Consider the following 20,059-nt stretch of genomic DNA (forward strand, 5'->3'; position numbering starts at 1 on the left):
CTTCCACTGGGACCTCAGATTGTTTTAAGTAGGGTAAAGACCAAAACGTGAAGTGGCGGATCTTGTGTTAATTATGGTTAATCGGGACCCCTGATTTATTTGTGGAAGTGACCGTTTGGGTATAGACAAGTAGTAAGTTTGATTTTTTAACTGCAAATTGCAGTTACGGTATGGCTTTGCCTATCGCTGGAAAAAGTTCTTGCATTTAGTACGTTGTCCGCTCGTATAACAGCAGGCTTACCTCGCCAAGCAATAATTTGATCTAAGCTACGAACTACTCGCTCTGCCGGCAATGAGAAGTCCACTTCAATACCTAAGGCTTCACGATTAAAGTCATCAATCACATTAAACAGACGGATACTTCTGCCATCTTGCAACTGGTCATGCATAAAGTCCATCGACCAGACTTGGTTAATACTCAGCGGCACGACCAATGCATCTGGCTTATCTCGCACCAAACGCTTACGGGGTTTGATGCGCAGGTTGAGCTCAAGCTCGCGGTAAATCCGGTAGATGCGTTTGTGGTTCCATGTGTAGTTCTTGACATTGCGTAGATACAAATAACAAAGGCCAAACCCCCAACTGCGGTTGTTGTCCGTTAAGCGGATCAGCCAGTTGGCAATGAGCTCGTTCTGCACATTGTTCTTCGCTTCATAGCGATAGCAGGTCTCGCTCACGCTAAAGATAGCGCAGGCCAATCGAATGGGGATTGCCTTCTCTCTGACTGCCTTTTGGGCCATCTCACGTCTGTGAGACGGCCTCACCACTTTTTTGTGATGGCCTCGTTTAAGATCTCCGCCTTGAGCTTCTCTTCGATGTACATCTTCTTAAGCCTGGCATTTTCAGCCTCAAGCTCCTTCATGCGGGCCATCATGGAAGTGTCCATGCCGCCATATTTAGAGCGCCACTTGTAGAAAGTAGCAGTGCTGATACCCAGTTCACGACAGATTTCTGGAACTGCTAGGCCAGCATCCACCCGTTTTAGGGCATCCATGATCTGGCTATCAGTAAATTTAGAACGCTTCATGTAGAACTCCTCTAATTGAGAAAATTCTACCTCTGAGCTCAGTTAACCTGTGGGGGGGTATTACCGGGGGATTACCGAGGATGAAGAAAATATATCGCATCAATAAGATACTTTTAAATCAGAATACTTAGAATTGATCTAAAAATAATATAGATCAAAGAAAATGAGACTAAATTCTAAGGCGTTTGCCTTGGCAAATTGCTTTTAGACTGGAGTTTTAGAGACGCATTCAAGTATAAATATGCTGCAATGCAATAAATTAATTCTGGCGAAAGAAAATCTTGACAGATCTCGCGAACGGGAATGTAATGAGCGGATGCAAAAATTTGTAAAAGTGCTAATTCTGTCGAGTTGTATCTTTTTCGCTCTTGTGAAAACTTCTGGTGCTCAAATTTTTGTCCAAAATGCTGTGCAAAGAACTCAAGCTTATGTCGGCGTCCAGAAGGGCGCCAATCTTTTGGATGAATCATCTAAAGGATTAGAGCAAAAGGAACCCAATCTAAAGCTTAACTTGAGCGCGCACGTATTAGGCGATATCCATGAAAACACACTAGTGTTTTTGCCTGTTGAGAATGAATCTTTTTTTTGTATCCGCGTTTCAGATGGCATGCTCGGCTTAGTGCTGACTTCAATCTTCAGGCCTCCACGAGTCGTCTAGCACTCCAGGAGTTGGCAGATCACTTTCACTTGCTGTCATGATATTGCCAAGAGTTGTTCACATCCTTATTCAGTTTGAACTTATAGTTGACTGGCATTAAAGTGCCATTGTCAGGATGCAAGCTGAATGCTGATGCAAGAAACTCCATTGATAAATTTTCGCTTTAATAAAGATTAAAAAATGATTAGGTTAGTTAAGTTAGCTTTAGAAAAGCCATATACATTTGTGGTGATGGCGATTTTGATAGCTCTAATGGGGATCTTTAGTGCACTTCGCTCCCCAATTGATATTTTTCCAGAAATTCGTATTCCAGTAATTAGCGTAGTCTGGTCTTATACAGGTATGCAGCCTGAGGATATGGCTGGAAGGGTTGTTTACGCTTATGAGCGCGCATTAAGCTCAACAGTAAATGACATTGAGCATATTGAATCCCAATCGCTGCCTGGTTATGGAATTGTCAAGATTTTCTTTCAGCCTAGTGTCGATATTCGCCTAGCGACAGCACAAGTAACTTCGATTTCACAAACAGTGCTGAAGCAAATGCCGCCAGGCATTACGCCGCCACTCATTTTGAATTACAACGCCGCCACAGTTCCAATCGTGCAATTAGCGCTCTCTAGTCTATCCCTATCTGAGCAACGTATTTTTGACTATGGACAAAACTTTATTAGACCTGCTCTAGCAAGTGTGCCTGGCAGTGCAGTGCCGTCACCATATGGAGGAAAAACTCGGCAAATTCAGATTGACTTGCGATTAGCAGCACTTCAAGCAAGAAAGCTAACCCCTAATGATGTGATTAGCGCACTAGCGGCACAAAACCTCATTATTCCAACTGGCACACAAAAAATTGGCGAGTATGAATACAGCATTAAGTTAAATAATGGCGTCGATGGGTTTCAGGAGATTGCGGACTTTCCGATTAAGTTGGCGAGTGGAGCGGTCATTCAGTTAAGGGATGTGGCTCAAGTTCGCGACGGTTCTCCTCCACAAACAAATCTGGTGCGCTTGGATGGTGGTAAGGCAGTTTTGATGACTATTTTGAAATCTGGTGCAGTTTCTACACTAGATATTATTGACGGCGTTAAAGCACTAGTGCCAAAACTAAAGGAGTCCTTACCATCAGAATTAAATATCAACATCAACGGTGACCAATCAGTATTCGTAAAGGCCTCTATTAGTGGCGTGATTCACGAGGGATTGATTGCGGCAGCCTTGACTAGTTTAATGATCCTATTATTTTTAGGAAGCTGGCGATCAACAGTGATTATTGCTTCTTCAATCCCGCTTGCAATCTTGTTTGCGGTATTGATGTTAAACATTACCGGTGAAACCCTAAATATTATGACCTTGGGGGGTCTTGCCTTGGCAGTGGGTATTCTGGTTGATGATGCCACCGTTACGATTGAGAATATTAACTGGCACTTAGAGCAGGGAAAGTCGATTCAAGACGCAATCCTGGATGGCGCAGCACAGATTGTAGGGCCGGCATTTATAGCGCTACTATGTATTTGTATTGTATTTGTGCCTATGTTCTTTTTAGAGGGTGTCTCTAAGTTTTTATTTGTGCCGATGGCTAAGGCTGTGATGTTTGCAATGATTGGATCTTTTATCCTATCACGCACTTTTGTGCCTACTTTTGCAAATTTCATTTTAAAAGAAATTCATGGTCATGATGAGCATGCATCTGGACATTTGCGTTGGGTGATGGATATTAATCATACCAATCGAGTAGTCAGGATCAAAGGTAGGCTGGCTAAATTTCAATATCAATTTGAAAACGTATTTAACTCTGTGAGAAGCAGATATTTTGACTTTTTGAAATTAGTCATAGTGGATCAAAAAAAGTTCATTGTGATATTTATGGTCGGCGTACTGGGCTCATATCTTTTAATCTTCTCTTTTGGGCGAGAATTTTTTCCAGCAGTTGATGGTGGTCAAATTAAGATGCACGTTCGAGTGCCAGTCGGCACTCGTCTTGAAGAAACCGCGCGTCAATTTAACGATATTGAGGCCGAGATTCGTCGCTTGGTGCCCCAAGACCAAATTGAAAGTATTGTTGACAATATTGGGCTATCTGTCAGCGGAATTAATATGGCATATAGCAGTACGGGTACCATTGGTCCACAAGATGGTGATATTTTGGTTTCTCTAGTTAAGGGGCACTCACCAACTGATGAATTTGTAAAGAAGTTACGTGAAGAGCTGCCTAAGAAATTCCCGTCAACTAGTTTTGCATTTTTGCCTGCCGATATTGTGAGTCAGATTCTGAATTTTGGTGCGCCTGCTCCTATCGATATTATCGTGAAGGGGACTAAGCGGGATGAAAACTTTGCCTTTACAGCAAAATTACTAGAGCGCGTTAAAAAAATCCCAGGGATTGCGGACGTGCGAATTCAGCAGGCAACGAATTATCCTCAGATTAATGTCGATGTAGATCGTGTGCAGGCTGCGAAGATTGGCATAACGCAAAGGGATATTACTAATAACATGGTGACTACATTGGCAGGTAGTGGCCAGGTAGCCCCTGCATTTTGGCTAAATCCATCCAATGGTATTTCTTATCCGGTAGTTGTTCAAACGCCGCAAATACAAGTTTCTAGTATTTCAGACCTTTTGAATATTCCGGTAGCCGGCTCGAACGCTTCAACAGGAACAATTCTTGGTGGAATCTCATCCCTAAGAAGAAATTTTGCAGATGCAGTTGTGACGCATGACAGTATTAAGCCTTCATTTGATATTTACGCCGACACTCAGGGTCGCGATCTTGGGGCGGTGGCATCTGATATCAATCGCATTATTGAGGAAGAAACCAAAAATATCCCTAAAGGCACAACCGTAGAATTGAGAGGGCAAGTTTCTACAATGAACTCTGCTTTCACTGGCCTAGGTTTAGGCTTGATAGGATCTATCGTATTAATTTACTTAATACTGGTGGTGAATTTCCAATCCTGGCTAGACCCATTCGTCATTATTACTGCATTGCCAGCGGCCATAGCCGGAATTATTTGGATATTATTTTTGACGTTTACAAACTTATCGGTACCAGCCCTTACGGGAGTGATTATGTGTATGGGGGTCGCCACAGCAAATAGTATTTTGGTGGTTAGTTTTGCCCGCGAACGTTTACCAATCGATAAAGATCCGATCAAGGCGGCTTTGGAGGCTGGTTTTTCAAGGTTCAGGCCCGTGATGATGACTGCATTGGCAATGGTGATTGGTATGGCCCCGATGGCATTAGGTCTTGGTGAGGGCGGCGAGCAGAATGCCCCTCTTGGCAGAGCCGTTGTAGGGGGACTCATTTTTGCAACGTTCGCAACTCTTATTTTTGTACCGGTTGTGTTTAGCCTTGTACATAAAAACTATGGATCAGAAAAAGCATGAAAACAATTAAATTCAATAAAGATTCTTTAAAAAATGTCCTTCCATTAGTGAAGAATTATGTAGCTATAGCAAAAGAATTTTTAATTACGCTTTATCGAAAATATCAGGGACTCGAAAAAAATCAAAAACGTATAGTCCAAGCGGTGCTCGTGATCATCATTCTCAATTTTGGATTTCGAATTTATGGGTTTATTTCCGCTAAATTTCGCTCTGAAGAAAATGCGCAAAGGATAGTTACCGTTGTTATGCCAGTAGTTGGCGGTGCTGAAAATTCAATCTCCTTTCCGGGTCGCCTCGAAGCCTACTTAAATGCACCAATTTATTCTCGTGTAAATGGTTATATGAAGAAATGGGATAAGGATATCGGTGCCGAGGTTAAAAAAGGTGAGATTTTAGGAAGAATTGAGGCTCCAGAAGTAGATCAGCAACTACAGCAAGCAAAATCTGATTTGATTGCTGCAAAGAGTAATGAGGCTCTAGCTAAGATCTCCTTAACAAGATGGAAGAATCTTTTTGCAGAAGATGCTGTCTCAAAGCAAGAGTTGGATCAAAAGACCACTGAATATGAGACCAGAAAATCTCTGCGTCAAATTGCTGAGGCAAATTTACAGAAGGCCGAGATCTTCTCAGACTATAAAAATATTCCAGCGCCGTTTGCTGGACAGGTTACCGAACGCAATATTGATGTGGGTGCTTTAGTAACCGCTGGTGCAGGTAAGCCACTATTTAATGTTGCCAATATTGATAAGTTACGACTGTTTGTAAATATTCCACAGGTATTTATGAACGATATTCAGCCTGGTATTTCGGCAAGAATTCGTGTTCCTGAGTTTCCGGAAAAAGTATTTGAAGCGAAGGTAGTCCGTTCGGCTGGCGCAATTAATGAAAATTCTGGAACGGTCCTCATAGAGATTGAAATGGATAATCAAGAACACGTCTTAACTGCTGGCGAGTTTGCCCAAGTTAATATTGATCTGCCTTCTGATCGGAATATTCCGCGGGTACCGTCTTCGGCTTTAATTATTCGTAAGAACGGAGCATTCTTGGCAGAGGTTGGTAAAGATCAAAAGGCGGTATTTACCAAGGTCGTGATTGGCAGAGATTTTGGCCAAGAGGTTGAGGTGATTGGTCCAATTACGAATCAGTCTAAGATCATAAATAATCCACCGGATTCATTGATTGCTGGCGAGGTAGTAGTGCTTGCAAAAGAGTCGAACGGAAATAAGGCGAAATAGTATGTCAATTAAATTTCGACGTTTCCTAGGGGTTGGGCTGCTCAGCGTTTGCTATGGATGTTCTCTTGCTCCCGATTACAAGCGCCCTGAAATGCAAATGCCAAGTAACTTTAAGGAGATTTCTCAGGATTGGGTGGTTGCTAAACCTGCCGATCAGATGAAAAGAGGTTCTTGGTGGAAAAATTTTGGCGATCCGATTTTGGATCAATTGGTTGCAAAAACTGAGGCCAACAACTTTCAAATTGCCGCTGCAGTGGCTCGATATGAAAATGCGAGTGCATTTTTAGCGGTTAATAACGCAGGGCTATACCCACAAATTGCAGTGACCGGTGCCGCAACGGAGAATAGACAGTCTGCGGGAAGGCCGCTTCGGGGTGCGAATCAGCCTAATATTTATGACAATAATTTTTTTGGCGGCCTTGCAACTTATGAGGTCGACTTATGGGGTCGCGTTCGGTCCGGCATTGATTCGGCATCGGCCTTGGCGGAGGCTAGTCAAGAGGATTTAGAGTCGGTACGTTTAATTATTCAGGCGGACCTCGTCAGCAGTTACATTGCGATGCGAGGTGTTGAATCTCAGCAGGATATTTTGCAGCAAGATTTAAGCACGTATCAAAAACAAGCCGATTTAATGCAAAAGCGTTACAAAGAAGGCATTAACCCTGGGGTCGATTTTTACAGGGTGCAGGGTTTGGTTGAAAGCGGGCGTATTCGAGAGAAGGCGCTACAAACCCGCCGCGCACAACTAGAGCATGTGATTGCTGTTCTGGTGGGAGAGTCTCCTTCCTCATTCTCCTTGCCAAGAGGGAGTGTTGATAATCTAAAGCTTGCTCCTGTGGCTGTATCTATTCCCTCGACCTTGCTTGAGCGTCGCCCCGATGTTGCATCTGCCGAGAGAAGAGTGGCCGCTAGCAATGCAGAAATTGGTGTCGCAAGAAGTGCTTTTTTCCCAGTTCTATCTTTGTCCGCCTTTGGTGGTTATCAAACTGCAAATCAAGCTAATATTCTTGCCGCCCCTAATGCTTTCTGGACAATAGGACCGCTAGCATTTTTAACAATTTTTGATGGCGGTAGAAGATCTGCAATTGTTGATCAGGCAGTCGCGAAGAACGCTGAAAACACAGCTGTCTATAAAAATACTGTGCTTGTAGCTATTAAAGAGGTAGAGGATGTATTGGTGCAATTAAAGAATCGTGAAGAATCTTTAGTGAACGTCGAAAATAGCTTAATGTATGCAGAAAAAACTTATAAGATTTCTACGGTCAGATATCGAGAGGGCGTTGCTGGCTACCTAGAAATTGTCGATGCTGCCATTGATCAATCTAGAGCTCGGACGGTTCAGGTTGACTACCAGACTCAATTACTGATTGATCGGGTTTTACTGATCAAAGCGCTCGGAGGGTATTGGTAATTCAGAGGGTTGAAGAATTTTTTAACTCAAAAGTGCAGAGCATCTTTAAAGGCTTGAACTACGTTTCTGCAGGCATGCGCCTTAAATCCAGTGCTTTTTTATTGGCTATTCCATAAATATCTGTTAAAACTACAAGAATTGTGAAATTTTTATTTGCCCACATATCTGCTAACTTTTTAAGAAGACTCCAAAGCTCAGCAGTTTTAGCTATCGTATCTATTTTGGCAAGCTCCAGCGTATACGCATCTAGCGCCACTATGGATAAAATCAAGTCTACCGGCGCGGTCACTATGGGGGTCAGAGAGTCCTCAATCCCGATGTCCTACACTACCGGCGATAGTCGTTTTGATGGCTACCATGTTGAAATTTGCCGCATGATTTTGGCGGATATCAAAGATAAGCTAGGCATGAGCGCAATACGGATCAACTATCAACCAGTGACATCACAAAATCGTGTGCCTTTGGTGCAAAACGGCACAGTCGATATCGAGTGCGGCACAACAACTAACAATGTTGCGCGTGCTAAAGATGTTGGCTTTGCCAACACCTTGTACGTTGAAGAGGTACGCATTGCAGTCAAGGCAAATTCAGGAATTACATCTATTTCTCAATTGGCAGGTAAAAAAGTTGCAACAACAACAGGGACAACCTCTGTACAGCTTTTGCGCAAGCATGAAAAAGCCAATGGTGTGAACTTTGATGAAGTATTTGGTAAGGATCATGCTGACAGCTTCTTGTTGCTTGAGTCTGGTCGTGCTGATGCCTTTGTAATGGACGGTTCTATTTTGGCTGGCAATATCGCCAACTCTAAGAATCCAAAAGATTACAAAATTGTTGGCGAAGTCCTGTCTACAGAGCCAATTGCAATTATGGTTCGTAAAGACGATCCAGAGTTTAAGGTTGCAGTGAATGCCGCAATTGCAAAGATTGTTGCGAATGGCAAAATGCCTGGATTGTGGAATAAGTGGTTCTTGTCACCAATTCCACCAAAAAATATCGTAGTTGGTCTTGAGCTATCCCCAGCAACTAAAAATGCTTGGGCTAATTTGAATGACAAACCTGCAGAAGATTACAACAAGAAGTAATTCAATTAAATAAGTTTTCAATATGGCATTAGATTTAGGTGTTTTTTGTAAAAGCACCTTAGACGGAGAAGTAGTCGATCACTGCTTCTCCTCTATATTTGGGCTTAGCCAAAATGCAGATCCCAGTTATCTAGACTGGTTGATGAAGGCGTGGGGCTGGACCTTGGCGGTAGCAGCTCTAGGTCTTGCAATCGCCTTGATTTTGGGCGCCGTGATGGGTACTTTGAGAACCCTGCCGGATAACGGCAGACTAAGCAGGGTGTTGGTGCGACTTTCAACTACTTGGGTAGAGTTATTTAGAAATATCCCAGTCTTAGTTCAGGTATTTCTCTGGTATCACGTTATCCCCGCATTTGTTCTGCCATTAAAAGCACTGCCATCGTATTGGTTAGTCAGTATTGCCTTGGGCTTTTTTACTTCTGCTCGCATAGCGGAGCAGGTGCGCGCTGGCATACAGTCTTTACCAAGCGGGCAAGGAGCTGCAGCAACTGCGTTGGGCTTAACTACCCCGCAAACCTATCGCTATGTCATATTGCCTATGGCATTACGCATTGTCATTCCACCTCTGACATCTGAGAGTATGAATGTGATCAAAAACTCTTCAGTGGCCTTTGCGGTATCTGTACCTGAACTCACTTTATTTGCGATGCAGGCGCAAGAGGAAACTTCTCACGGCGTAGAGATTTATTTGGCTGTTACTGCGCTCTATGCCTTATCTGCGTTTGCCGTTAATCGTGTGATGGCTTTGATCGAAAAAAGAAGTCGTATCCCTGGTTTTATTGCCGCATCGAATGATGCAAGTCTTGCTCATTAAAGGAATGATATGTTGAGCTTAGACTTAAGTTTTTATAACTGGGAACTCTTCACAAATTATATTTTGAAGGGGCTGTTATTTAGTGTGCAGCTCACTGTCATTGCTACTGTTGGCGGCATTGTGGTCGGCACTTTCTTAGCATTGATGAGACTCTCCGGTAAGCCTTCTTTAGTTTATCCAGCAACGTTTTACGTTAATACCATGCGTTCCATTCCATTGGTAATGGTCATTCTTTGGTTCTTCTTGCTCATACCAATGTTGATAGGCAGACCCATCGGGGCGGATTTATCTGCCACTATTACCTTTATTGCGTTTGAGGCTGCTTTCTTTTCGGAGATTGTTAGAGCCGGCATTCAGTCGGTCCCAAAAGGTCAGATTTATGCTGGTGAGGCCTTGGGAATGACCTACGGCCAAAACATGCGCTTAGTCGTTTTGCCGCAAGCATTTAGAAATATGATTCCTGTCTTCATGACGCAGACCATCATCTTGTTCCAAGACACCTCTTTGGTTTATGCGATTGGCGCTTACGATCTCTTAAAAGGTTTTGAGATTGCTGGAAAAAATTATGGCCGTCCAATCGAAACCTATATATTGGCTGCCGCTACGTATTTCATCATCTGTTTTTCACTGTCTAAAGCAGTGCGCGCCATTCAGGCAAAAGTTGCCATTATTCGCTAATTATTTTTTTGATCGCTACATACTACATAGACCATCATGATTGAACTTCAAAACGTTTCTAAATGGTATGACTCCTTTCAAGTGTTGACTGATTGCACAACGTCAATCAAAAAGGGGGAGGTAGTAGTTATTTGTGGTCCTTCGGGTTCAGGCAAGTCAACGTTAATTAAAACTATTAATGCGTTGGAACCATTTCAATCTGGTCAAATTTCCGTTGATGGCATTAATCTGCATGACCCTAAAACTAACCTGCCTAAACTGCGCGCTCGCGTGGGAATGGTTTTCCAGCATTTTGAACTTTTCCCGCACTTAAGCATTACCGAGAACCTTACGCTTGCACAAATTAAGGTGTTAGGACGCTCGGCTGATGAAGCAAAAACCCACGGACTGAAATATTTAGAGCGTGTTGGTTTGAGTGCGCAAAAAGATAAATTTCCGGGCCAGCTCTCTGGTGGTCAACAGCAACGTGTAGCTATTGCACGCGCATTGAGTATGGACCCGATTGTGATGTTGTTCGATGAGCCTACCTCTGCGCTTGACCCTGAAATGGTTGGTGAGGTTTTAGACGTCATGGTCAAGCTTGCCAATGAGGGTATGACTATGTGCTGCGTGACTCATGAAATGGGTTTTGCTCGCAAGGTTAGTCATCGGGTGATCTTCATGGATCAAGGCCGAATTATTGAGGATTGCAGCAGAGATGAATTCTTTGGCAATCCTGAAGCACGTTCGCTTAGAGCTAAGGACTTCTTGTCCAAAATATTGGCCGGATAAGATTTAACGAATCAGCACTTGTGCTAATTCATTGTTTTTGGCTTTGGCCTTTTCCCAGCTTGGACTTTGAGCTCCAATTCTTTGTCTTTGCGTAAGATTTTGAGGGAGGCCTCATTACCGGGGCCAATCTGTGCAATTTGATTTAATAGCTGTCTTACATCTTTAATGTCATTGCCATTAACGGCAACCAGAACGTCCCCAGGCTTGATTCCGCCCTTGGAAGCAGGCCCACCCTCTAGAACGCCTGATAGTAGAACGCCGGCCGTATTTTGAGGCAGCCCCAATGACTCCAAGAGTTCCTTGGATAAGTTTTGAGGCTCAACTCCGATCCAGCCGCGAGTAACACTGCCATTAGCAAGAATCGATTCCATCACCTGTTTTGCCAGGTTAACTGGGATGGCAAAACCAATTCCCATGGAGCCTCCATTATTGGAATAAATAGCAGTATTAATTCCAATCAAATGGCCTCGTGTATCAACTAAGGCGCCACCAGAATTTCCAGGATTAATGGCGGCATCAGTTTGAATAAAGTTTTCAAAAGTATTAATGCCTACATGATCACGACCTAGAGCAGAAATAATTCCAGAGGTAACGGTTTGGCCAACTCCAAAGGGATTGCCAATGGCAAGCACTACATCCCCAACGTGAACCGATTCAATTTTTCCTAAGGTGATGGGTGTGGGCAATTGCTTTACATCAATTTTTAAAACGGCAATATCTGTTTCTGGATCACCGCCAATTATTTTGGCCTTTACTTTTCTGCCATCAGATAGCGCTACATCAATTTCATCTGCATCACTAATGACATGATAGTTGGTGAGAATAATTCCCTCTGGACTGACGATCACCCCAGAGCCCAGGCTGGAGCTTGGTTCTGAGTCTGGAGGTTGATCCCCAAAAAAGAATTTAAATAAAGGATCCGCCGAATTGTTGCCACTCTCTTTGCGGGCTTTAGGTTTTGTATTTGCCTTGCTCGTAAAAATATTGACGACAGCGGGCATAGATTTTTTTACAGCATCGTGATACGAGCCGGGACTAAGTGCAGAGTTATCGTAAGCACCCTCGCTCAGTGTGACGCTCTGAACAATGGAGCCTATTTGTAAACCCGATATCCAGTCAGGCTTGAGCGTAGCAACAACGAACCACGCAGCCAACATCATCGTTACTGATTGTGCAAATAGTAACCAGAGCCGATTCAACATTTTCTATTCCACGTAAGAAATTATTTTTTTAAACTGTCGCGGATCTCGCGCAGCAACACGAGATCTTCCGGAACTGGCGGAGGAGGAGGTGCATCCATGACACGAATTTTATTAACCACCTTCACCATCTGGAAGATAACAAAAGCCAGCAGAATGAAATTGATAGAGATGGTGATGAAATTCCCATAAGCAAAAATGGGCACACCTGCCTTTTTAAGGGCATCAAAGGTTCTCGGCACACCCTCTGGAGTTTGCCCAAGCACCAGAAAGAGATTGGTAAAGTCAATGTGACCGCCTAAAAGAATAGAAATGACTGGCATCACGATGTCATTTACTAGGGAATCAACGATTTTCCCAAAAGCACCGCCAATAATGACTCCGACTGCTAAATCTATTACATTGCCTTTGACCGCAAAGTCGCGAAATTCTTTTAAAACGCTCATAAATCCATCCTTTCTAGTGGGAATAAGGATTATCCCGAGATTAACCCCATAACTTTCTTGCTTACCCCACTTTTTACTTTAAAATCCTACCTTTAAGCAATTTCTACCCATAAATGCTTCTTTCGAGGATTTTTGTAAATGAGTGACAAGCCCTGTATGGATAAGGATCGCCGTAATTGGTTGATCGCCACTTCGGCAGTTGGAGGCGTTGGTGCAGCCGCAGCCTTATACCCTTTTATAGATAGTTTTGAGCCTTCCGAGCGAGCCAAGGCGGCTGGGGCTGCAGTTGAGATTGATATTGCTGGTATGCAGCCAGATGAGATGAGGATGGTGGAATGGCGCGGTAAGCCTGTTTGGGTGGTGCGTCGCACTCCAGAGCAGGTTGCAGAGCTCTCCAAGATTGACTCCGAGCTAGCTGACCCTGATTCTTTAAGGGATCCAGCCCAATTTACGCCTCCTTATGCCCAGAATCAATGGCGCTCGATTAAACCTGAATATCTCGTTGTAGTGGGGATTTGCACCCATTTAGGTTGCTCGCCATCCGCTAAATTTGAGGCAGGCCCACAGCCTTCCTTACCGAATACCTGGCCAGGAGGCTTCCTTTGCCCATGCCACGGCTCCACATTTGATATGGCAGGTCGCGTATTTAAGAACAAACCAGCCCCAGATAACCTTGAAGTGCCGCCACATATGTATATGAGCGATACCAAGATTCTGGTTGGCGAAGATAAGAAGGCCTGAGGAGAGATAAATGGCATTTCACGAAAAAGAAGTCCCAGCAGACGCTTCTGCAGCCCACAAGCTGATGGCTTGGGTTGATTCACGGTTACCTGTGACAGAGGCCTTTAAGAGGCATATGAGCGAGTATTACGCTCCCAAGAACTTGAATTTTTTCTATATTTTTGGTGCTTTGGCTATTGTCGTGCTGGCATTGCAGATTGTTACTGGTATTTTCTTGACCATGAACTACAAGCCTGATGCTGCTAAGGCTTTCGATTCTGTTGAATACATCATGCGCGAAGTACCTTGGGGCTGGTTGATTCGCTATATGCACTCTACCGGCGCATCCATGTTCTTTGTCGTTGTATACATGCATATGTTCCGTGGCTTGATTTATGGCTCATATCGCAAGCCACGCGAACTCATTTGGATCTTTGGCTGTGCGATTTTCTTGTGCATGATGGGCGAAGCTTTCTTTGGTTACTTGCTCCCATGGGGTCAAATGTCCTACTGGGGCGCTCAAGTCATCGTGAACTTGTTCTCTGCAATCCCATTGATCGGGCCAGATCTTTCTTTATGGTTGCGTGGCGATTATGTAGTAGGTGATGCCACTTTGAACCGTTTCTTCGCGTTTCATGTGGTCGCAATTCCTTTGGTATTAATTGGGTTGGTGGCAGCTCATATCCTTGCATTGCATGAAGTCGGCTCGAATAATCCAGATGGCGTAGAAATTAAAGACAATTTAGATGCGCAAGGCCATCCAGTTGATGGCATACCATTCCACCCGTATTACAGCGTCCATGACGTCATGTATTTGGGTGGCTTTTTAATGATTTTTGCTTGTATCGTGTTCTTCGCGCCAGAGATGGGCGGCTACTTTATTGAAGCCAATAACTTCATTCCGGCAAACCCATTTCAGACACCTGCACACATTGCGCCAGTTTGGTATTTCACGCCTTTCTACTCAATGTTGCGTGCAACGACCACTAACTTCTTGTTGCCATTGTGGATTTTCTTGGCTGTGATCTTGGCGATGTTTGCTAAGACAGCCAAAGATATCAAGATCAAAGGCGTATGCGTTGCAATCGCATTGGTATTAGCTGGTGGTTTCTACGTGTTAGATGCCAAATTCTGGGGCGTTGTGATCATGGGCGGTTCAGTTGTAATCATGTTCTTCTTGCCTTGGTTGGATCACTCTCCAGTGAAATCCATTCGCTATCGCCCAGACTTCCATAAATATATTTATGGCGTGTTTGTGGTGAGCTTTGTGATCCTGGGTTACCTGGGTATCCAGCCACCATCACCATTGTTTGAAAAGGTTTCTCAGATTTGCACTATTTATTATCTGGGCTTCTTCTTGGGAATGCCGTTCTGGAGCAAGCTTGGCACATTCAAGCCAGTACCGACGCGCGTTACTTTTAAGGCCCATTAATTCACGCCTGAGAAATCGGCAAAGAGAAATTAGGAACTAGTATGAAACGAATTCTGCAAACTTTGATGGGCGTCTGCCAGGCAACAGTCTTGGTTGCTGCCCTGGGTTTTGGTGGTGCTGCTAGCGCGAATGAAGGTGGCCATCCTTTGGATAAAGCCCCGGATCGCGTGAGTAAAAATGCATCCTTACAAAATGGCGCAAAGATCTTTGTTAACTATTGCTTAAATTGCCATGCGGCAACCAGCATGCGTTACAACCGCTTGCGCGATATTGGCTTGACTGACCAACAGATCAAAGACAATTTGATTTTAAATGACACCAAAGTTGGTGATCTGATGACGATCTCCATGACTCCAAAAGAGGGTAAAGCGTTCTTTGGTAAGAATCCTCCTGACTTATCGGTTGAAGCGCGTGCACGTGGGACGGATTGGCTATACACCTATTTCCGCACCTTCTATAAAGATGACACCACTCAAACTGGCTGGAATAACTTGGTTTATCCAAGCGTAGGTATGCCACACGTTTTATGGCAGTTGCAAGGTGAGCGTGCTGCTAAGTTTGAAGAGCGCAAGGATCCTCATGATGAAGGTCGTATGGAGAAGGTATTTGTTGGCTTTGAACAGTTAACACCGGGAACCATGAAGCCCCAAGAGTACGACGACAATATCGCCGACTTGGTTGCTTTCTTGTCGTGGATGGCTGAGCCGGTTCAATTAGAGCGTAAGCGTCTTGGCGTTATCGTGCTCTTGTTCTTGGCAATCTTTACCTTGCTAGCTTGGCGTTTGAATAAAGCCTACTGGAAAGATATTCACTAAGATTTGGATGGGGTGTAAGTACCCCGTTTGCTGTACGTTTGTTGTTTTGAAGTAGAAATTTAAGGAAATAAATTTATGATGGTGTTGTACTCGGGCACTAACTGCCCATTCTCGCAACGCTGCCGTCTAGTGCTTTTTGAAAAAGGCATGGACTTTGAGATCCGTGATGTGGACTTGTTTAACAAGCCAGAAGACATCTCGGTGATGAACCCTTATGGCCAAGTTCCAATCTTGGTTGAGCGCGACTTAATTTTGTATGAGTCAAACATCATCAATGAATATATTGACGAGCGTTTTCCTCATCCACAGTTAATGCCGCCTGATCCAGTCGCACGCGCACGTGCACGCCTCTTCCTCTTCAATTTTGAGAAAGAGTTGTTTGTTCACGTGGCCGCATTAGAAAATGAAAAAGGCAAAGCTGCTGAAAAAGTTCATGAAAAGGCTCGTTTAGCTATTCGTGATCGTTTAACTCAGTTAGCTCCAATTTTTGTTAAAAATAAGTATATGTTGGGCGAAGAGTTTTCAATGTTAGATGTAGCGATTGCTCCATTGTTGTGGCGTCTTGAGCACTATGGCATTGATCTCTCACGCAATGCAGCAGCTTTGCTGAAGTACGCAGAACGTATTTTTAGTAGGCCAGCCTACATTGAGGCATTAACGCCTTCTGAAAAGGTAATGCGCCGTTAAGTTTCATTGGCGGTTCATGACAACTCAGCATGTCTGATATACCAAGCAATAAACCCTACCTAATCCGAGCGCTACACCAGTGGTGCTCGGATAATGGTTTCGCCCCTTTTATTGCGGTATTTGTCGACTCAACAGTTGAAGTGCCAATCGAGTTTGTGAAGAATGATGAAATTGTTCTGAATTTATCTATAGAAGCATGTCATCAACTGCAAATTGAAAATGAATACATTAGCTTTCAGGCTAGGTTTGGTGGTGTACCGAGGAAGATTTTGGTTCCTGTAACGCATATCCTCGCTATTTATGCGAGAGAAAATGGGCAGGGTATGTCTTTCCCATTTGACTCAAAATCAATTCAAGAGCAAATTCCTGAAAAGCTTGAGCCCTCAGAAACCAAAAGCGCTAAGCAATCCTTCCTGAAGATTGTGAAATAGGTTAAAATTTCGACGTTGCCCCTTTAGCTCATCTGGTAGAGCAACTGATTTGTAATCAGTAGGTGGTCTGTTCGAGTCGGACAAGGGGCACCAATAAATATAAGGCTCACTGCTTAATTGCTAGTGAGCCTTTTTCATTGTTTGTCGACAAAGTGTCAACGCAAACTTATAAGTTAACCAATGGGTTCAGTAATTTCACGGCCTCAAGGTGTGTTGGCGCAAGATGGGCATAGCGCATGGTCATTTGAAGACTTTGATGGCCAAGTATTTTTTGTAAAGTTAAGATATTTCCGCCGCCCTGCATGAAGCTGCTGGCGAAGGTGTGACGCAAGACGTGAGTTAATTGGCCATCCGGTAAAACGATCCCAGCTCTTTCAATCCCGGATTTAAATGCCCCCATTGAAGATCCAAAATATCGACCATTCTCTTTGACTTCATGGCTTTGAATCTCTTCTTGCAATTCACTTGAGATGGGAATGGCTCTCATTTTTTTATTCTTAGTATTAATAAATTCGATGACCCCCTTCTTAATATTTGAGGGACGTAGATTTTCTCCTTCAGACCATCTGGAGCCGGTGGAGAGGCAGATTTTCCCGATTAAATACACATCACTATTTCTTTCAGCAGACTGAAGCTCCGAAAGTAACTCCCTTAGTTCATTGACCTCGAGATACCCAAGTTCCTTATCGGCAATTTTGAATTGCCTGATTGCGCTTACTGGATTAGCTTTCTTCCATAAGTTAAGGCGAATGAGTTCATTAAATACAGCGCGCAAGTAAGAATGTTCACGATTGAATGAGTTTAGGCTAAGTCCTCCCTCAATTCGCTCACTTCGGTACTTGGTAAACATTTGGGGTGTCAATTGATCCGCAATGGGATCTTTTAATGCCGCGACCATATTGGTTAGTCTGGCATACGTGTCTTTTGCGTTACTTAGAATTTTGCCGTGAGCGTCGTACCAAATTTTGACAATCTCTGAGAGTTTTCTAATATCTCTTTTTTCTGGTGTCCAACCTTTATTTTTAATTACCGAATTTCGTGTGAATGCTTCCCAGTTCTTAGCTTCAGCTAAGTTGGTAAATATTTTCCTGAAGCGCTTCCCACCACGGCCATCAGGCTGAATATCTACTTGCCATCCACTTTCAGTCTTCTTAATCATTCATGAAGGCAGCACCTTCAACTACAAAAGCAATTTTTTCCTCTTGGCGGGCAATTAGATCCAAATTCAGATCATCATTGGGACCCAGGTTCGCCTTTACGAAATCTTCATAGCTGCTTTCATCTTTTGGATCCTGATATCTTTTGAACAAAAGGTAGTTAATTTCAGTTGTGGTCCAGAGATCAGGTTCTTTCATGATGATGTTCGGGAGATTTAAGCTCTTTACATTTAGAAGCTTTTTCCTTTCTCGTGCATCCATACCATTGGACATAAGTCGAATTAGAGTCGGGTGTATTTTTTTATCCCCAAAAAGGTTGCTTACAACGATTTCTACCTCTTCAGTCGTCCAGTCAATTGGCTCTTTTGAGACTATCTTTTCCAGAACGGCTACATCTAAAACTTTCTGACCTGGCACGAGATTCTCCATGCCATCTTCCGGTGCCGCACCCGTGACTATCCAGTAGGCATAGTGAGGTACATACCGACAGGTAAATTCAATCATGTCGCAGGTGGCCCTTTGTTGACCATAGTAAGCATGTCTCCATGATCCAGCTTTAATCCCACTAAGCTTCTCCAGATCAGCAAAGAACTGACTGGATTTGGAGGGCACAACATCGCTTAGTGCGAAAAAAATTCGTTCTTCAAGAGGCATTTGAGTGTTTTCTGATAAATGGTGATCAATTTTCTCACATATTTTTATATGGATACCAAATTATATTAATATTATAAATATTGACAATTATTAGTAATTGTGTAGAATACAAAATATGTATACAGACCAAACAAATTCATTGATGATTGTCACTGCTGAAAAATATGCCGAAATGGTAGGCCTTCCCATTGGGGTTGTTCGTGGCCAACTAGATCGACGACAGTTACCTGTTTATAAAGTTGGAAAGAGACGCTTTATTAATTTACTCCAGTTGCGTATAGATGTTGCTAATGGCTGCAGCTAAAGGAACTATATGCACTACTACAAACTGAATATTGGTGATTGGGGTCTTGCAACAGGGCATTTAAAGGTTGATGAAGAGGGTATTTGCCTGAGGTTGATAAATTACTTTATTAGTAATGAGGGCCCAATCCCAGCCAATACGACCCAAGTCTTTAGAAAATTACGCCTAACGGAAGTGGCAAAGCTAGCTACAGCAATCCTGGAAGAATTTTTTGTTAGAAATGAAAATGGCGATTGGTCTCATCCATCTTCAGTCGAGTTAATACGCGAATACCAAGAGAAAGCCGACACGAGTAGAGAAAATGGAAAAAAAGGAGGTCGGCCGAGAACACCAAAACCGTCTGAAGTGCATCAAACCCAGAATAACCCAGCAGGTTATCAATCTGAACCCACCGGTAACCCAGGCATAACCTTAACCACTAACCAAGAACTATTAACCACTAACCATCAACCAATAACCAATAACAATAAACAAACGGAAATAACCGAAACATTGTTTTTAGATGTGGAAAAAGTATTGCCAAGGCGGCAGGGCGTTACAGCAGACTCTATGAAGCTAGCGTGGAATCAAGCTATTAGCGCTGGAAATAGCCCAGAGCAGATGCTAGCTGGCGCTAAACGTTATGCGAATTTTGTTCAGATATTGCGGACGGAGGATAGGTACATACTCTCTCCTGGCGGATTTTTTGGCCCAGATCAAAAGTATCTCTTGGAATGGGGAACTAATAAAACGCTACCACTTGGCACTGATGAGCAAATAGAGCACGCATACCGTATCGAGCTCGGTGCAGATCCGAGCAAATCATCCTGTCGTTCACATCGGGAAATGAGGGTGCTTATAGAAGATCGTCGAGAAAAAAATAAAAGGGAAATAAGAATTCATTAAGACTTCAAATCATCCGGCCCATCAATAAAGTCTAGAAACTCTTGAGTTACTTGCTGTTTTGCCAGACGTTTGAGTTGAAGAGGGGGTACTTCAATAATCTAGAGGCGGCTTCTTGGCCTATTGCAGTCATTCAAAAGGGAGAATTTTAGGGTTTCGACTGTCTCAGTCCGGCCAAGAGCAGCCATTAGGTAATTTGGAGGGTTAACAATGGATCTAAGGTGTACAACACTTTTTTGTTTTAAAATCTCAAAATAATGAATTTCCGAAAT

At 43.4% G+C, this 20,059-nt stretch carries 20 protein-coding genes, 1 tRNA gene and 1 pseudogene; 16 read left to right on the forward strand and 6 right to left on the reverse strand.

The genetic code is table 11. The annotated features are described in order from the left end of the window. Positions 1-212 precede the first annotated feature (212 nt). Positions 213-1,027: pseudogene (locus tag ICN49_RS11115) on the reverse strand (IS3 family transposase); the annotation flags it as partial. Between the two features lie 241 nt (positions 1,028-1,268). Here ICN49_RS11115 and ICN49_RS11120 point away from each other — a divergent pair. The 4 genes from ICN49_RS11120 to ICN49_RS11135 all read left to right on the forward strand — a co-directional run bounded on the left by ICN49_RS11120 (position 1,269) and on the right by ICN49_RS11135 (position 7,712). Continuing rightward, positions 1,269-1,685 (forward strand): hypothetical protein, encoded by a 417-nt coding sequence (locus tag ICN49_RS11120; RefSeq protein WP_216168147.1) that lies wholly within the window; start codon positions 1,269-1,271, stop codon positions 1,683-1,685. Positions 1,686-1,865: 180 nt separating this feature from the next. Next, positions 1,866-5,066: an efflux RND transporter permease subunit gene (locus ICN49_RS11125; RefSeq protein ID WP_216168148.1), complete on the forward strand. Its 3,201-nt coding sequence runs from the start codon at positions 1,866-1,868 to the stop codon at positions 5,064-5,066. Beyond that, positions 5,063-6,301, forward strand: a complete 1,239-nt coding sequence (locus tag ICN49_RS11130) for an efflux RND transporter periplasmic adaptor subunit (protein WP_216168149.1) — start codon at positions 5,063-5,065, stop codon at positions 6,299-6,301. The genes ICN49_RS11125 and ICN49_RS11130 overlap by 4 nt, the downstream gene beginning before the upstream one ends. 1 nt (position 6,302) lies before the next feature. Beyond that, a complete protein-coding gene (locus tag ICN49_RS11135; protein ID WP_216168150.1) occupies positions 6,303-7,712 on the forward strand; it encodes an efflux transporter outer membrane subunit in 1,410 nt (469 codons plus the stop codon). Between the two features lie 58 nt (positions 7,713-7,770). On the opposite strand, the gene ICN49_RS11625 is transcribed toward ICN49_RS11135, so the two are convergent. Further along, positions 7,771-7,983: a hypothetical protein gene (locus ICN49_RS11625; RefSeq protein ID WP_216861207.1), complete on the reverse strand. Its 213-nt coding sequence runs from the start codon at positions 7,981-7,983 to the stop codon at positions 7,771-7,773. Here ICN49_RS11625 and ICN49_RS11140 point away from each other — a divergent pair. Genes ICN49_RS11140 through ICN49_RS11155 form a run of 4 tightly spaced genes read left to right on the forward strand, consistent with a single transcriptional unit; the run spans position 7,922 to position 11,060 of the window. Continuing rightward, entirely contained in the window at positions 7,922-8,797 is an 876-nt protein-coding gene (locus ICN49_RS11140; protein WP_500797044.1) for an amino acid ABC transporter substrate-binding protein, read from the forward strand. The two genes, ICN49_RS11625 and ICN49_RS11140, sit on opposite strands and share 62 nt — an antisense overlap. A gap of 22 nt (positions 8,798-8,819) precedes the next feature. Beyond that, a complete protein-coding gene (locus tag ICN49_RS11145) occupies positions 8,820-9,611 on the forward strand; it encodes an amino acid ABC transporter permease (RefSeq protein WP_216168151.1) in 792 nt (263 codons plus the stop codon). 9 nt (positions 9,612-9,620) lie between these two features. Beyond that, entirely contained in the window at positions 9,621-10,289 is a 669-nt protein-coding gene (locus ICN49_RS11150; RefSeq protein WP_216168152.1) for an amino acid ABC transporter permease, read from the forward strand. 36 nt (positions 10,290-10,325) lie between these two features. Next, positions 10,326-11,060, forward strand: coding sequence for an amino acid ABC transporter ATP-binding protein (locus ICN49_RS11155; RefSeq protein WP_216168153.1), 735 nt, complete (start codon positions 10,326-10,328; stop codon positions 11,058-11,060). A 23-nt stretch (positions 11,061-11,083) separates the two neighbouring features. Here ICN49_RS11155 and ICN49_RS11160 read toward each other — a convergent pair whose 3' ends face one another. Next, positions 11,084-12,262, reverse strand: coding sequence for a Do family serine endopeptidase (locus ICN49_RS11160; protein WP_216168154.1), 1,179 nt, complete (start codon positions 12,260-12,262; stop codon positions 11,084-11,086). A 20-nt stretch (positions 12,263-12,282) separates the two neighbouring features. Further along, a complete protein-coding gene (mscL, locus tag ICN49_RS11165) occupies positions 12,283-12,705 on the reverse strand; it encodes a large conductance mechanosensitive channel protein MscL (protein WP_216168155.1) in 423 nt (140 codons plus the stop codon). Between the two features lie 138 nt (positions 12,706-12,843). On the opposite strand from mscL, the gene petA reads away from it, so the two are divergent. From petA to ICN49_RS11195, 6 genes are all read left to right on the forward strand, one after another. Next, on the forward strand, positions 12,844-13,446 hold the full coding sequence (gene petA, locus ICN49_RS11170) for a ubiquinol-cytochrome c reductase iron-sulfur subunit (protein WP_216168156.1): 603 nt from the start codon (positions 12,844-12,846) through the stop codon (positions 13,444-13,446). A gap of 10 nt (positions 13,447-13,456) precedes the next feature. Beyond that, positions 13,457-14,857: a cytochrome b gene (locus tag ICN49_RS11175; RefSeq protein ID WP_216168157.1), complete on the forward strand. Its 1,401-nt coding sequence runs from the start codon at positions 13,457-13,459 to the stop codon at positions 14,855-14,857. A 41-nt stretch (positions 14,858-14,898) separates the two neighbouring features. Continuing rightward, positions 14,899-15,672 carry a cytochrome c1 gene (locus tag ICN49_RS11180; RefSeq protein WP_439650866.1) on the forward strand — a complete coding sequence of 258 codons (774 nt, stop codon included), beginning with the start codon at positions 14,899-14,901 and terminating at the stop codon, positions 15,670-15,672. Between the two features lie 75 nt (positions 15,673-15,747). Beyond that, positions 15,748-16,359 carry a glutathione S-transferase N-terminal domain-containing protein gene (locus ICN49_RS11185; protein ID WP_062307169.1) on the forward strand — a complete coding sequence of 204 codons (612 nt, stop codon included), beginning with the start codon at positions 15,748-15,750 and terminating at the stop codon, positions 16,357-16,359. Positions 16,360-16,388: 29 nt separating this feature from the next. Further along, the gene (locus ICN49_RS11190) at positions 16,389-16,790 is read left to right on the forward strand and encodes a ClpXP protease specificity-enhancing factor (protein WP_216168158.1); all 402 of its coding nucleotides are present in this window, start codon (positions 16,389-16,391) and stop codon (positions 16,788-16,790) included. Positions 16,791-16,807: 17 nt separating this feature from the next. Further along, positions 16,808-16,883, forward strand: a tRNA-Thr gene (locus ICN49_RS11195). Positions 16,884-16,956: 73 nt separating this feature from the next. On the opposite strand, the gene ICN49_RS11200 is transcribed toward ICN49_RS11195, so the two are convergent. Together ICN49_RS11200 and ICN49_RS11205 are read right to left on the reverse strand one after the other, a co-directional pair. Next, on the reverse strand, positions 16,957-17,949 hold the full coding sequence (locus ICN49_RS11200; RefSeq protein WP_216168159.1) for a phage integrase: 993 nt from the start codon (positions 17,947-17,949) through the stop codon (positions 16,957-16,959). Next, positions 17,942-18,601 (reverse strand): hypothetical protein, encoded by a 660-nt coding sequence (locus ICN49_RS11205; RefSeq protein ID WP_216168160.1) that lies wholly within the window; start codon positions 18,599-18,601, stop codon positions 17,942-17,944. Before ICN49_RS11205 ends, ICN49_RS11200 begins: the two co-directional genes overlap by 8 nt. 115 nt (positions 18,602-18,716) lie before the next feature. Between ICN49_RS11205 and ICN49_RS11210 the strand changes: the two genes are divergently transcribed. Both ICN49_RS11210 and ICN49_RS11215 read left to right on the forward strand, forming a co-directional pair. Continuing rightward, positions 18,717-18,905, forward strand: coding sequence for a hypothetical protein (locus ICN49_RS11210; protein ID WP_216168161.1), 189 nt, complete (start codon positions 18,717-18,719; stop codon positions 18,903-18,905). A gap of 9 nt (positions 18,906-18,914) precedes the next feature. Further along, the gene (locus ICN49_RS11215) at positions 18,915-19,790 is read left to right on the forward strand and encodes a DUF1376 domain-containing protein (protein ID WP_216168162.1); all 876 of its coding nucleotides are present in this window, start codon (positions 18,915-18,917) and stop codon (positions 19,788-19,790) included. Positions 19,791-20,059 lie beyond the last annotated feature (269 nt).

The organism is Polynucleobacter finlandensis (assembly GCF_018881755.1).
GTDB classification, from domain to species: domain Bacteria; phylum Pseudomonadota; class Gammaproteobacteria; order Burkholderiales; family Burkholderiaceae; genus Polynucleobacter; species Polynucleobacter finlandensis.

What these genes read in the sequence shown, in the direction of transcription:
- ICN49_RS11120 (WP_216168147.1), top strand. Translation starts at nt 1,269, where the DNA reads ATGCTGCAATGCAATAAATTAATTCTGGCGAAAGAAAATCTTGACAGA.
- ICN49_RS11125 (WP_216168148.1), top strand. Translation starts at nt 1,866, where the DNA reads ATGATTAGGTTAGTTAAGTTAGCTTTAGAAAAGCCATATACATTTGTG.
- ICN49_RS11130 (WP_216168149.1), top strand. Translation starts at nt 5,063, where the DNA reads ATGAAAACAATTAAATTCAATAAAGATTCTTTAAAAAATGTCCTTCCA.
- ICN49_RS11135 (WP_216168150.1), top strand. Translation starts at nt 6,303, where the DNA reads ATGTCAATTAAATTTCGACGTTTCCTAGGGGTTGGGCTGCTCAGCGTT.
- ICN49_RS11145 (WP_216168151.1), top strand. Translation starts at nt 8,820, where the DNA reads ATGGCATTAGATTTAGGTGTTTTTTGTAAAAGCACCTTAGACGGAGAA.
- ICN49_RS11150 (WP_216168152.1), top strand. Translation starts at nt 9,621, where the DNA reads ATGTTGAGCTTAGACTTAAGTTTTTATAACTGGGAACTCTTCACAAAT.
- ICN49_RS11155 (WP_216168153.1), top strand. Translation starts at nt 10,326, where the DNA reads ATGATTGAACTTCAAAACGTTTCTAAATGGTATGACTCCTTTCAAGTG.
- ICN49_RS11160 (WP_216168154.1), bottom strand. Translation starts at nt 12,262, where the DNA reads ATGTTGAATCGGCTCTGGTTACTATTTGCACAATCAGTAACGATGATG.
- mscL (WP_216168155.1), bottom strand. Translation starts at nt 12,705, where the DNA reads ATGAGCGTTTTAAAAGAATTTCGCGACTTTGCGGTCAAAGGCAATGTA.
- petA (WP_216168156.1), top strand. Translation starts at nt 12,844, where the DNA reads ATGAGTGACAAGCCCTGTATGGATAAGGATCGCCGTAATTGGTTGATC.
- ICN49_RS11175 (WP_216168157.1), top strand. Translation starts at nt 13,457, where the DNA reads ATGGCATTTCACGAAAAAGAAGTCCCAGCAGACGCTTCTGCAGCCCAC.
- ICN49_RS11180 (WP_439650866.1), top strand. Translation starts at nt 14,899, where the DNA reads ATGAAACGAATTCTGCAAACTTTGATGGGCGTCTGCCAGGCAACAGTC.
- ICN49_RS11185 (WP_062307169.1), top strand. Translation starts at nt 15,748, where the DNA reads ATGATGGTGTTGTACTCGGGCACTAACTGCCCATTCTCGCAACGCTGC.
- ICN49_RS11190 (WP_216168158.1), top strand. Translation starts at nt 16,389, where the DNA reads ATGTCTGATATACCAAGCAATAAACCCTACCTAATCCGAGCGCTACAC.
- ICN49_RS11200 (WP_216168159.1), bottom strand. Translation starts at nt 17,949, where the DNA reads ATGATTAAGAAGACTGAAAGTGGATGGCAAGTAGATATTCAGCCTGAT.
- ICN49_RS11205 (WP_216168160.1), bottom strand. Translation starts at nt 18,601, where the DNA reads ATGCCTCTTGAAGAACGAATTTTTTTCGCACTAAGCGATGTTGTGCCC.
- ICN49_RS11210 (WP_216168161.1), top strand. Translation starts at nt 18,717, where the DNA reads ATGTATACAGACCAAACAAATTCATTGATGATTGTCACTGCTGAAAAA.
- ICN49_RS11215 (WP_216168162.1), top strand. Translation starts at nt 18,915, where the DNA reads ATGCACTACTACAAACTGAATATTGGTGATTGGGGTCTTGCAACAGGG.